The following is a 12315-nucleotide window of genomic DNA, read 5'->3' as shown; positions in this document are numbered from 1 at the left end:
CGGCGCCGGCCCACGCCTTCTCAGGCGCGGTCGCCCAGCTCCACGATGTGCGCGGGCAGACGCTCATTGCTCCCGTACATGAAGTGGTTCTCCATCCGCTCGGAGAACCGGCTCGCCTCGGTCACACGCCCCACCGCTTCGGCGACCTCACGCACGTGCATCGGAGAGGCCCCGCAGCACACGCCCAGGTAGTGCACACCGAGCTCGAGGGCCTCCTCCGCGAAATGCCTGATCTCGTACCGGTTGGTGGCCAGCGGGTCCAGCGCCGTCGGGAACGCCCGGTGGTGCGGAGAGGCCACCCGGGCCCGCGGGTCGCTGAGGTTGAAGAAGGTCGGCTCGGCCTCCGTCGTCCGGTACGGCACCGGGAGCGCGGCCACGTGGCACGAGACCGCCGCACGGATCTGCCTCACCCACGGCATCATCGTCTCCGGACCCCGGAAGCAGTTCATGCCCACGACATCGGCTCCGGCCTGCTCGAGGCGCTGCGCGGTCTCCACCACACCGATCCCGTCCGCCATCTCCTCGAAGGCCATGGGAGCGAGGGTGATGACGACCGGCAACCCGGACTTCTGTGCCACGTCGAGCGCGGCGAGCGCCTCACCGGCGTAGTAGAAGGTCTCCCCGACGATGAGGTCGGCTCCCTCGTCGACCGCCCACCCCACCATCTCCTCGAACATCGCCCGCACGCTGGCCTGGCTGCCCGGATCGGACGGATCCCAGATGTTGGTGTTCGAGATGTTTCCCGCCATCAGGTCACCGGGACGGGCGTCGGCAACCTCTCGGGCGATCTGCAGTGCGGACCGGTTGAGCGGTTCGAGCAGGTCCTCCTTGCCGATGACGCGCATCTTCTCGCGGTGCCCGTTGTAGGTGAACGCCTCGACGATGTCCGATCCGGCGCGCTGGAAGTCCACGTGCAGTGTGCGCAGGGCCTCCGGGTACTCCAGCGCGACCTCGGGAACGAACTCGCCCGCGCTGAGGTAGCCCCTCCGTTCCAGTTCGAACAGGAAGCCCTCTGCGCAGATGACAGGGCCTGCTGTCAGACGGTCGGTCAGGGTGGGTGTAGCGGCCATGCGGCCTCCTCGGATCTCGACTGGGTGAGACTGGACGAGCCCGCGCCGTCCTCGACGGACCCCGGTGTCGTGCAGTTAGACGGGAACATACGCACCTGCCCCGTGGGTGGGCCACCGGCTGCCTTCCGCCGTCACATTTCGCCACGGAGCGTCGTGTTGCAGTACTTCCCGGAAGACCCCACTGTGGGTGTGATAATTCCGTGGCAGTCCTCTGTGCTTGCTTCGTGGCGGCACCCACTCCGGCGGATGAAGGGAACTCCCGCACCCTCAGGTGACATCCGAGCGGACCTGCCCGCAGGGCTGTCCGGAGGGATGTTGTTCTGCCCGTTCCCGACGCCCGGGAGTTCTGTCGTGACATAGTGCTCGTTGCCCGCGGTCTCCCCGACGCCTTGCCGCCGCTGGCCAAGTCCCCGTCCGGGCGCACCCCGCAGTGGGTGCTCGACAAGGCCCTGGAGCGACGAGGCGTGTCCGCTCCGGCAGGTCACCGTCAGCGGCGCCGTCGGGCGAACTGAGTTGTGGATCGTGGTGCCACTGCCTTTGACCGGCGTCGCCGGGAGCCTCCGGCCCCACCGCATCAACAGCACCCGACCCCTCCCGTGCCCGAGAAGGTCGACATAGGCCCTTCCGACGTCGATGCCACGGCGCCCTCCCCGGACGTGCACGCCTCAGTGCCGACGAACACCGACAACGCCTACGTCCCCCTGCCGGGTGGAATCTGCGGACCGGCCAATAGGGAGGCCCCCTCCTGTGCCCGATACCGGTGGATACAGCCTGCTGGCCACCCAGCCCCCCGGTGATCAGGTCGTCGTTCACGATCCGTGCCGACCACACCGAAGCCACCCTGCTCCCGCTGTTGCTGCCGGCCGTCGCCTTCACCCACCTCGCCCACTGCCCCGGGCGAGCGGGTTGTGGGACCAGGTGTGAGCAACCCCTCCGTGTGCACCCGGGCGTGGGGTCGAGCGATGCCATCGCCGTCCAGGGCAAGGTGGCCGCACCCGTTGGCGAGTGTTGCGGGTAATTCGCGGGAGGCCCGTCGATCCGGGCGTTTCCGGGAGAGGGCTTCAGCCCCAGGGCCTTCGAGGACTCCCTCCGACTCCAGGGGAGTTCCACTCACCACCCACTGAGAATGGCTCGCCCGGTCCAGTAAGACCGAGCGAGCCGCAGACACCAGAAGGCGAGTTCTACGTGTCCACCACGAACACTACCCCGCGACTGTCCCACCCCGGGATGCCATGGCACCAGCTCACGGAGCGAGCAGCTGCCTGGGGCACCCTCTCCGCCTGCGGCATACTCCTGCCGCACGCCATGGTGTACAGGCTCGTGGCCCCTCTCGGCCTGTCATGCAGCAGGGCGGTTCCCCACTGCCGCAACGGTCTCTTAGCAGAAGACAATCAGACGCATCCGCTGTGATTCCGCCGTCCGAACCCGCAAGGGAGGGTCTGGGATGGATGAGCTGAACGCACCTCGGTACCGGGTGCCGTTGCGGCTATGGGACGTAGAGGGCAGGATTGCGACCTCCGTGGTTCCGGCGGAGTTCACAGGTCACACAGCCTCGGCTACACCGGCGCAGGACGGGTGCCGCTGCTTCGGGGCGATGCACGACCGCGGGCCAAGCGGCCCTACCAGTTGGTCTCCGTCACTCGCAGCATCGGACGGAGGGTATGCACTGGCAGAACGAGCACGGCACGCTTCAGCACGCGGAGATCGTGCGCCGGAACACCGGCTGGGCCGCGATCCTCACCGACCGCAACGTCGCCGGTGCCTCCTCGGTCCGACCGACCCCGGACGTCGGTCTCCGGTCTGGGAGGTGCTCTCCGACCTTTCCTGGTCCCGGGTGAGTCACCTCGCGCTTCTGGCGCTCGGCCTTGGACGCCTATAATCCCGACAGGTCGAGGGGAGACGGCGATGCCCAACGAGGAGGTCTTCGTACCCTACGGCCCCACTCACTGGGCTGCTCTGGGCGTCTGCGTCCTCGGTGCTGCGGTCGTGGTGGTGCTGGGCCGCCGTCTGCGGGATTCCGAAGCCGAGGTAATCTTCTCCCGAGTTTTCGCCTCGGTGCTGGCCACGTATACGGTGACGATGCTCGTCTACCGGTGGTGGCCGGGCAATTTCGAGGTCCACATCTCTCTGCCGGTCCACCTCTCGGATCTCGCATGGATGGTCGCTGTCATCGCCCTGTGGACACGGGTCCGCTGGGCGACGGCGCTCACCTACTACTGGGGACTCACTCTCAACCCGCAGGCCATCCTGACCCCCGCCCTCGACTCGCCGGACTTCCCCCACATCGACTTCATCGACCTCTGGGTCCAGCACATCCTTGTGCTGTGGGCAGCCCTGTACCTGATGTGGGGACGTGGCGGCCCCGTTGACTGGCGCAGTTACCGCCTGACCCTGGCCGTCACTGTCATGTGGGCGGTTGCAACCTTCGGGCTCAACAACTGGCTGGGGACCAATTACGGCTTCCTCAACGGGAAGCCGGACAACCCCTCGATCCTCGACCTGTTCGGGCCCTGGCCGTGGTACTTGCTGGTGGAGTTCCTCATCATCACCGTGGCGTGGGCGCTCATGACCTGGCCGTGGACGATCCGACGGCCGCGTTCAGCCGAGATCCGGGTTGAGACGGCAGGCTGAGACAACACGACAGCAGGGCGGCGATTCAGGCCCCCCGGGGCAGCCCCGCTGGATCCGCTCCCTCAAGGTCTTTCGTCTGCCACCACGGGGCCGGTCCTCACGTGCCGTCGACTACTCCGTAGCGTCCGGACAGGTCAGGATCGCATAGCTGAAGGGGCAGCTTCGCACCACAGATCTCGAGGACATGGCCTGGGTCGCGGCCCAGCGGAGCAAGTGACACAGAACAGCAGGGCAAGGCCCCGAAGGTTTCCCTCCGGGGCCTTGCTCTGTGCACCATGATGGCTGTCGACGGCACGTGCTACTCGTCGGTCGATGACAGTTCAGTTGACCACTCACACTCGGGTGCCGCACTGACATCTAGCTTGAAGAACTGACGGATGGATTGAGATCTCACACCCGAGAAACCGACGATGGGATGAAATTCTCGAGCGCTCGGAGACGACGGCGGTCGGGCCCACCTCGGGAAGGCAGGCCGGACCGTCGTCGTCGTGCTCGTGCGTCGGGCCGGGTGTGAGGCACCGGGCTAACTGGCCAATGTGACCAGTCCTGAACTCCCGAGATCTAGGCATTTTTGCTCACATCAGGCATGTGCTCGCCGACCCGGCTTAGTTGGCCATTCCCGACCCCTTCGACACCGCCCGGCTCCAACCGTTCAAGAGTTCATGCTGAGCGGGCGACAGCGTTGCCAGCGACCCGCGCAAGGCTGAAGGACGGGCACCGTTCCGGTCGTCACTGCATTCCGTGGACAAGCCTGGAGCTTGACGCGTCGACTGCTAGCCAGTCGGTCAGGTCTTGTTTCTCGTCCTCGGAAGGAGAGAAGCCCGCCAGGGCGGCCTGTTCGAGCACGCTGCTGAGCACAGCGCGGCCGATGGCAGGGGCATCAGGGGCCTGGTCCGCACTGAGGTCGGCGCCACCGGTTCGGGCACCTCGAATAACGTAGAGAAGTGCTCTGCGGGAGACCTCAACACCGAGTTCCCTGGCGCGGTCCCTGGACCACTTCGAGGCCTCCGAGAGGTTGAAGTCGAATTCACGGGCGTACTCCGAGAGCACCTCGAACACGACGGGCCAGTGTTCCTGCGGCAGTCGGGGCATTTTCGCGACGTCGCAGAATCGGGTGATACCCGGGGGAAGCGGCGCCGGGACCTCCGGCGGGTCGCTCGGCTCAGGCTGGACGGGTTCGGGTGCCGGGTGCCTGGTCGAGTCCCAGAAGTGGTGCGGTGAGAAGTTGAGGTTGGGCAAGCCGATCCGCTCGACGGCCTTCCGGAACGTTCCTCCACCGAACCACCGGGTACGTGTGACGACTTCACCCAGATCTGCGTGGATCCGGCTGGCAAGGCGGGCAGAATTGATGGGCACCTTGGAGGACTCGTAATCGCTGCGCACCACCTCGCAGAACTCCCGCCATGCCTCCTCGTCGTTCGGCCGGCCCCCGGGAGTGGCGTCCCCTGCGACGCTGTGTACTTCCAGGATCGCCGCAGCTTCCTCAGCGACGTCAGTTTCTGACTCCTGGTCCGGGGCCATGAGGTCGAACAGGTCCTGCTCATCGAGGTACTGGTCAGCCAGGGCCTCATAGGCCACCGCCGTCGAGCCAGTGGCGATGATTGCAGTCCGACGATCATGAGCGCGCAGCACCTGGAGCAACGGCGTGAAATCCGCGTCGCTGGAGGCCAGGACAAACTCGTCATAGCAGGTGTCGTGCTGCAGAGCGGTCATCACGTCGATCACGATGCGGATGTCCGCTCCGTTCTTCGCCCCCCGCGTGAGACTGGGGCAGTCCACGACCTCCACGCCGGCCTGGGTGAAGAATGGCCGGAACTTCGAAAAGTACAGCCGCTCCCCCGGTTGCAGGGGGTGGGCGATGCTGCCAGAAGGGTTCATGTAGCAACGCAGTACTAGCCAGCGTCGGACGTCGTCAGCGTCGTGCGTGGCCAGTCGGTTGATCCATGCGGACGGTCGTTCTGCGAGCTCGAGGGCTGCTTTCGGGTCGCTACTGAGCAATCCACTGAAGAAGTTGTCGAAGTCTATGAACATGGCTGACCTGCGGTGGCCCATAGCGTCCTTGCGATTGGGTGGAATGCACTATGTGCATTAGCTAATCACTTGCAGTGGCCCCATAGGCCGCAGCACGGCCGTACCGTGCGCAGATGTCTTGCATCAAATACAGCGGGGCCCCCATCCGTTCGACTTTGGCCTTCAGCCACGTAGATAAGTGGATCCAGTGGCATGTCGGAAGGATCCGTAGCCTCGACAGCTGCTGACTCCGCGCATTCCTGACCGCGGCAGTGCCCGGGTGTGTACGCCCTTGCGGATTAGACCTGGTCTCAGAACTCGGTCGACTGGCGGAGTCGGCGGAAGTTGATGAGTGTGACAGCGAGCAGGAGCAACGGCAACAGCGTGGCTGCGGTGCGGTCGTAGCGCAGCCCGAGGCGCTTGAAGCGCGGCACCCAGGAGATGGTGCGCTCTACGACCCCGCGGTGCCGGCCCAGGAGGGTCTTGGCCTCGATTCCGCGGCGAGCGATCCGAACCTTGATGCCTCGCCGGTGCAGGTAGCGACGGCACCTCGGGTAGTCGTAGCCCTTGTCCGCTGCGGCTTCTCCGGCCGGCGGCGAGGTCGCCCCGGACGACCGCGGCGACCGCGCACTGCCGGATTGGTCTCCAGCAGCGGCTCGAAGAGCTTGCTGTCGTGTGTGTTGGCTGCTGAGACCAGTTCGTGCAGGGGCAGGCCGGCCGCGTCGGTGAGCAGGTGGTACTTCGTGCCTGGTTTCCCGCGGTCAGTGGGGTTGGGACCGGTCAGCTCGCCCCCCTTTTTGGCCCGCACGGACACAGCATCAATGCTGGCCCTCGACCAGTCGAGGATCTCCTGCTCGGAGAGCTCCTCGAGCACAGCCCGGTGCAGCTTCTCCCACACCCCGGCCTCCTGCCACTCGCGCAGGCGGCGCCAGGCGGTATGCCGGGATCCGCAGCCCAAGGCCGGGGGCAGATCCCGCCAGCGGCACCCGGTGTGGAGCACGAACAGGATCCCTCCCAGGGCGGCACGGTCATCGATCCGGGGTCGGCCCCGCGGGCCCTCGAGGAGGTGGCTGGGGAGGGATCAGCGGGGCGATCAGCTCCCACAGACGGTCATCGACCATCCACGACTGCTTCCTCGTCGTCATGCAGGCACTGTGAAGCACTCCCAAGCGGGCGGCAACGACAGATCAGGTATTGAGACCAGGTCTTAGGGGTGGCCCGCGGCGGCCCGCCGGGGCCATGATGGCACCATGACTGATGCCCAACGGAAGGTGTCCGCTGCCGAGGTCGCCGAGGCCGGGCTCACCGGCTGGCGCCAGGCCGGTGAGACTCTCGTCGCCACTTTCAGGACCCGGAAGTTCTCCACCGGGCTGGAGCTCGTGAACCGCATCGGCGCCTCCGCCGACGAGGCCAACCACCACCCCGACCTCACCCTCACCTACCCCGAGGTCGGCGTCACGCTCTCCAGCCACGATGTCGGCGGGATCACCAGCCGCGACATCGACCTGGCCCGCACCATCAGCGGCCACGCCGTGGACCTCGGGGTCGCGGCCGCGGAGTGAGTCCGCGCCGTCGGGCAGGGGCGAACGGACCGTTGAGGCGCCGAGCGGATACGCCAAGAGGCGATCAGGGAAGCGCCCCGTGATCGGGCCTCCGTCAGGCTGCGTGGAGGACCGGCGACCCGTCCTCCGGGATGATGATCGCGCTGGCCGGCGCGCCGATGTGTGCCGGACGGCAGAGGAAGGCGGCTTCTCCGAGGTGGTCTACACGCCGGCAGACGGCGAGACGCTCACGTTCGGGGACCTGTTCCGCAAGGACCTGCGGACCTTTACCAACCTCTATGATTTCCTCTCCCAGCTGCTGGACTTCGAGGACACCGACGTCGCCAAACGCGCCATGTTCTACCGGGTGCTGTGGGAGGTCACCAAGCAGGACGAGCGCTCAGAGACCCCCGACCTGTCCACCGTGGACCTGCTCGACGTCGTCAGCCGCCCCCGCGGCCCCGCAGCCGACATGACCTTGGTCTCCGGAGAGGCCCGCGAGCTGAACCCGCTCAGCGCCGCCGGCTCCGGGATGAACCGGGACCCGAAGCTCGTGGCCCTGGAAGAGGTCGTGAACCGGCTCAACGAGATCTTCGGCCAGGATCTTCCCAAGGACGTGCGGGAGAACTTCGTGACTTCCCAGCTGAACTCCCTGCAGCAGGACGACCGGCTCGTGGCCCAAGCGAAGAACAACTCCGAGGCCCAGTTCATGGTCAGTCCCGACCTGAAGAACTCCGTGCTCTCCGCCGCGTTCCGCAATCAGGCCGACCAGGGTCAGATGGTCGACCACCTTTTCAGCGACGAGCGCGTTCAGCTCGAGGTCGTCAAGCTGCTGGGTCGAGCCTTGTTCCAAAGCTTGCAAAGCGCGACATGAGGTAATGACAAGAAGCCCGATCACAGGTCAGCGGATTTGGAGCAGTGCCGCAGATTGTTCGTAGTTAAGGTCCAAGAATAGGAAGGCCCGGTCGCCTCAGCGACCGGGCCTTCAATCGTCAGAAACTCTGACGGATAGTACTGCCTGGAGCCATACTTGGCATCGGGTCCGCTGCCCCGAATCGGGGTGACGCTGTTGCAACAGGGCCACCCGTTTTTTTGGGACACGGGAACCGCCCAGCTCCAGAACGATCACTCACCGTACTCCCCTGATCTGCGGGAGACGCTTTGGCCAACTATGGCCGCTTTGGCCAACTAGCTCGGCGTCTCACAACTGGTTTGGCCAACTAGCCCGGCATCTCACACGGGATCAGAAGTCCCAGTCCTCGTCCTCCGTGTTCACGGCCTTGCCGATCACGTAGGAGGAGCCCGAGCCGGAGAAGAAGTCGTGGTTCTCGTCGGCGTTCGGGGACAGCGCGGAGAGGATCGCCGCCGAGACGTCGGTCATCTCCTTGGGGAACAGCGCCTCGAAGCCCAGGTTGTTGAGGGCCTTGTTGGCGTTGTAGTGCAGGAACTTCTTGACGTCCTCGGTCCACCCGACACCGTCGTACAGGGACTCGGTGTAGCGCACCTCGTTCTCGTAGAGCTCCTCGAGCAGCTCGTAGGTGTAGAGCTTCAGCTCGTCCTGGCGCTCCTGCGACTCCAGGGCCAGGGCGCGCTGGAACTTGTAGCCGATGTAGTAGCCGTGCACGGCCTCGTCCCGGATGATGAGGCGGACCAGGTCGGCGGTGTTCGTCAGCTTGGCCCGGGAGGACCAGTACATGGGCAGGTAGAACCCGGAGTAGAAGAGGAAGGACTCGAGCAGGGTCGAGGCGACCTTCTTCTTCAGCGGGTCGTCGCCCTTGTAGTACTTGATGACGATGTCGGCCTTCTTCTGCAGGTACGGGTTCTCCCGGGCCCAGCGGAAGACGTCGTCGATGTCCTTCATGGAGGACAGCGTCGAGAAGATCGAGGAGTAGGACTTCGCGTGCACCGACTCCATGAACGCGATGTTGGTGTACACCGCCTCCTCGTGCAGGGTGACCGCGTCCGGGATCAGGGACACGGCGCCCACGGTGCCCTGGATGGTGTCCAGCAGCGTGAGCCCGGTGAAGACCCGCATGGTGAGCTCCTGCTCCTCCGCGGTCAGCGTCTTCCACGACGGGACGTCGTTGGAGATCGGCACCTTCTCGGGCAGCCAGAAGTTCGCGGTCAGCCGGTCCCAGACCTCGTCGTCCTTGGGGTCCTCGATCCGGTTCCAGTTGATGGCCTGGGCCTGGTGGTGGAGCAGCTGCACCTTGTCGATGCTCTCGCTCTTCTCCAGAGTCATGGTCTCTGTCTCTTCCTCGAACGGGGTGGGCCCCCGCGCGCGTCCTGCGGACGCACGCGGGGAGTCTTGGGGTGGTCGCCGGGGCCGGCGGTCAGAGCATGCAGGACACGCAGCCCTCGACCTCCGTGCCCTCGAGCGCCAGCTGGCGGATCCGGGAGTAGTACATCGTCTTGATGCCCTTGCGCCACGCGTAGATCTGCGCCTTATTGATGTCGCGGGTGGTGGCCGTGTCCTTGAAGAACAGGGTCAGGGACAGGCCCTGGTCCACGTGCTGCGTGGCCGCGGCGTAGGTGTCGATGATCTTCTCGTAGCCGATCTCGTACGCGTCCTGGAAGTACTCCAGGTTCTCGTTGTCCATGAAGGGCGCCGGGTAGTACACGCGGCCCAGCTTGCCCTCCTTGCGGATCTCGATCTTCGAGGCGATCGGGTGGATCGAGGACGTCGAGTTGTTGATGTAGGAGATCGACCCGGTGGGCGGCACGGCCTGCAGGTTCTGGTTGTACATCCCGTGCTCCATGACCGAGGCCTTGAGCTGCTCCCAGTCGCCCCGGGTGGGGATGTGCACGCCCGCCTCCGCGAACAGCCGGCGGACCCGCCCGGTGGCGGGAGCCCACTCGCGGTCGGTGTACTTGGCGAAGTACTCCCCCGACGCGTACTGGGACCGCTCGAAGCCGGCGAACACCGCCCTGCGCTCCTTCGCGATCTCGTTCGACGCACGGATCGCGTGGTACGTGACCGTGTAGAAGTAGATGTTCGTGAAGTCGAGGCCTTCCTCGGAGCCGTAGTGGATGTGCTCCTTGGCGAGGTAGCCGTGCAGGTTCATCTGCCCGAGGCCCACGGCGTGGGACATCTGGTTGCCGCGCTCGATCGAGGGCACCGAGGTGATGTCGGACATGTCCGACACCGCGGTGAGCCCCCGGATCGCGGTCTCCACCGACTGCCCGAAGTCCGGGGACTCCATGGTCAGCGCGATGTTGAGGGAGCCGAGGTTGCAGGAGATGTCCTTGCCGACCTCGTCGTAGTCCAGGTCCTCGTGGTACGTGGAGGGCTCGGAGACCTGGAGGATCTCGGAGCACAGGTTGGACATGATGATCTTGCCGTCGATCGGGTTGGCCCGGTTCACGGTGTCCTCGAACATGACGTACGGGTACCCGGACTCGAACTGCACCTCGGCCAGCGTCTGGAAGAACTCGCGGGCCTTGATCTTCTTCTTGGTGATCCGGCCGTCGGCGACCATCTCGTGGTACTTCTCGGACACGTTGACGTCCGAGAAGGGCATCCCGTACACCCGCTCCACGTCGTACGGGGAGAACAGGTACATGTCCTGGTTCTTCTTGGCCAGCTCGAACGTGATGTCCGGGATGACCACGCCCAGGGAGAGGGTCTTGATGCGGATCTTCTCGTCCGCGTTCTCCCGCTTGGTGTCCAGGAAGCTGTAGATGTCGGGGTGGTGGGCGTGCAGGTACACCGCACCCGCGCCCTGGCGGGCGCCCAGCTGGTTGGCGTAGGAGAACGAGTCCTCCAGCAGCTTCATGATCGGGATGATGCCCGAGGACTGGTTCTCGATCCGCTTGATCGGGGCCCCGGCCTCGCGGACGTTGCTCAGCGCGAACGCCACGCCGCCGCCGCGCTTGGACAGCTGCAGGGCGGAGTTGATGGAGCGCCCGATGGACTCCATGTTGTCCTCGATGCGGAGCAGGAAGCAGGAGACGAGCTCGCCGCGCTGCTGCTTGCCCGCGTTGAGGAACGTGGGGGTCGCCGGCTGGAAGCGCCCGGAGATGATCTCGTCGACCAGCTGCTCGGCGAGCAGCTCGTTGCCGTCGGCGAGGTACAGGGAGACCATGACCACGCGGTCCTCGAAGCGCTCGAGGTAGCGCTGGCCGTCGAAGGTCTTCAGCGTGTAGGACGTGTAGAACTTGAACGCGCCCAGGAAGGTCTCGAAGCGGAACTTCCGGGAGTAGGCCCGCTTGGAGAGCCGCTTGATGAACTCCATGCTGTACTTCGCCAGGATCTCGGGCTCGTAGTACTGGTGCGAGACCAGGTAGTCGAGCTTCTCCTCGAGGTCGTGGAAGAAGACGGTGTTGTTGTTCACGTGCTGCAGGAAGTACTGCCGCGCGGCCTGCCGGTCGGCGTCGAACTGGATGTGCCCGTCGGCGTCGTAGAGGTTCAGCAGGGCATTGAGCTCGTGGTAGCCCAGGCCCCGGTACTTCTCCGGGACGCGCGTGTCCTCGTGGCCGGGCTCGACGCTCACGCCCGGAGCTGCGGAAATTGTCGCCAAAACTGTTCCAATCCTTGATTGACCTTGTGGACATCCTCGGGGGTGCCCATGAGTTCGAACTTGTAGAGGACGGGGACGCCGCACTTGGCCGCGATCCTGTCCGCGGCCAGGCAGAACGCCGGGCCGAAGTTGGTGTTGCCCGCGCCGATGACGCCGCGCAGCAGCTGCCGGTTGGTCTCCCTGTTGAGGAACTTCACGACCTGCGGCGGGACGGACCCGCTGCCGTTGGGGCGCCCGTACGTCGGGGCGACCAGCACGAAGGGCTCGGTGATCTCGGGGGGCTCCTCCCCGGTCAGAAGAGGAAGGCGCAGCACGCGGGCGTCGAGCTTCTCAACGAAGCGGTGCGTGTTGTTGGAGACCGAGGAGAAGTAGACCACGAGCGGGCCGTGACCGTCCGGAGCCGCGGCGGCGTCGCCGTGGTCCTGCTGAGCGGTCCCGGGAAGGGTGCCGGGGTGGTGCGTGCTCATTGCTTCCGCGCTCCGGGATGGGGTCGGTGGTGGGTGGTCCGGGGCGCCGCGGGGAAGCGGGCGGCGCGCCGGTGTT

Annotated in this window: 8 protein-coding genes and 1 pseudogene; 3 read left to right on the top strand and 6 right to left on the bottom strand. The window is 65.7% G+C overall.

Annotated features, from left to right (window positions below; translation table 11 throughout):
* Nucleotides 1–20: 20 nt before the first annotated feature.
* Nucleotides 21–1070 carry a homocysteine S-methyltransferase family protein gene (locus tag ACH9D3_RS00905; protein ID WP_396409502.1) on the bottom strand — a complete coding sequence of 350 codons (1050 nt, stop codon included), beginning with the start codon at nt 1068–1070 and terminating at the stop codon, nt 21–23.
* 1905 nt (nt 1071–2975) lie between these two features.
* Between ACH9D3_RS00905 and ACH9D3_RS00900 the strand changes: the two genes are divergently transcribed.
* A complete protein-coding gene (locus ACH9D3_RS00900; protein WP_396409501.1) occupies nt 2976–3701 on the top strand; it encodes a YwaF family protein in 726 nt (241 codons plus the stop codon).
* Nucleotides 3702–4430: 729 nt separating this feature from the next.
* Here ACH9D3_RS00900 and ACH9D3_RS00895 read toward each other — a convergent pair.
* Nucleotides 4431–5732 (bottom strand): NYN domain-containing protein, encoded by a 1302-nt coding sequence (locus ACH9D3_RS00895; RefSeq protein ID WP_396409500.1) that lies wholly within the window; start codon nt 5730–5732, stop codon nt 4431–4433.
* Nucleotides 5733–6022: 290 nt separating this feature from the next.
* Nucleotides 6023–6856, bottom strand: a pseudogene (locus ACH9D3_RS00890) (IS5 family transposase).
* Nucleotides 6857–6961: 105 nt separating this feature from the next.
* On the opposite strand from ACH9D3_RS00890, the gene ACH9D3_RS00885 reads away from it, so the two are divergent.
* Together ACH9D3_RS00885 and ACH9D3_RS00880 are read left to right on the top strand one after the other, a co-directional pair.
* Nucleotides 6962–7273 (top strand): 4a-hydroxytetrahydrobiopterin dehydratase, encoded by a 312-nt coding sequence (locus ACH9D3_RS00885; RefSeq protein ID WP_396409499.1) that lies wholly within the window; start codon nt 6962–6964, stop codon nt 7271–7273.
* Nucleotides 7274–7469: 196 nt separating this feature from the next.
* Nucleotides 7470–8126 carry a hypothetical protein gene (locus tag ACH9D3_RS00880; protein ID WP_396409498.1) on the top strand — a complete coding sequence of 219 codons (657 nt, stop codon included), beginning with the start codon at nt 7470–7472 and terminating at the stop codon, nt 8124–8126.
* 369 nt (nt 8127–8495) lie between these two features.
* On the opposite strand, the gene nrdF is transcribed toward ACH9D3_RS00880, so the two are convergent.
* The 3 genes from nrdF to nrdI form a co-directional block, all read right to left on the bottom strand.
* Entirely contained in the window at nt 8496–9494 is a 999-nt protein-coding gene (nrdF, locus tag ACH9D3_RS00875) for a class 1b ribonucleoside-diphosphate reductase subunit beta (protein WP_396400929.1), read from the bottom strand.
* A 91-nt stretch (nt 9495–9585) separates the two neighbouring features.
* On the bottom strand, nt 9586–11745 hold the full coding sequence (gene nrdE, locus ACH9D3_RS00870) for a class 1b ribonucleoside-diphosphate reductase subunit alpha (protein WP_396409497.1): 2160 nt from the start codon (nt 11743–11745) through the stop codon (nt 9586–9588).
* The gene (gene nrdI / locus ACH9D3_RS00865) at nt 11742–12239 is read right to left on the bottom strand and encodes a class Ib ribonucleoside-diphosphate reductase assembly flavoprotein NrdI (RefSeq protein WP_396409496.1); all 498 of its coding nucleotides are present in this window, start codon (nt 12237–12239) and stop codon (nt 11742–11744) included. The genes nrdE and nrdI overlap by 4 nt, the downstream gene beginning before the upstream one ends.
* Nucleotides 12240–12315: the final 76 nt, after the last annotated feature.

The sequence above is a fragment of the Kocuria kalidii genome (assembly GCF_044462225.1).
GTDB lineage: Bacteria > Actinomycetota > Actinomycetes > Actinomycetales > Micrococcaceae > Kocuria > Kocuria kalidii.
The sequence above is the reverse complement of the archived record's forward strand: the minus strand, read 5'-3'. Positions and strand labels throughout refer to the sequence as shown.

Excerpts from the sequence above, each read along its gene's own strand:
- ACH9D3_RS00905 (WP_396409502.1), bottom strand. The coding sequence starts at position 1,070 with ATGGCCGCTACACCCACCCTGACCGACCGTCTGACAGCAGGCCCTGTC.
- ACH9D3_RS00900 (WP_396409501.1), top strand. The coding sequence starts at position 2,976 with ATGCCCAACGAGGAGGTCTTCGTACCCTACGGCCCCACTCACTGGGCT.
- ACH9D3_RS00895 (WP_396409500.1), bottom strand. The coding sequence starts at position 5,732 with ATGTTCATAGACTTCGACAACTTCTTCAGTGGATTGCTCAGTAGCGAC.
- ACH9D3_RS00885 (WP_396409499.1), top strand. The coding sequence starts at position 6,962 with ATGACTGATGCCCAACGGAAGGTGTCCGCTGCCGAGGTCGCCGAGGCC.
- nrdF (WP_396400929.1), bottom strand. The coding sequence starts at position 9,494 with ATGACTCTGGAGAAGAGCGAGAGCATCGACAAGGTGCAGCTGCTCCAC.
- nrdI (WP_396409496.1), bottom strand. The coding sequence starts at position 12,239 with ATGAGCACGCACCACCCCGGCACCCTTCCCGGGACCGCTCAGCAGGAC.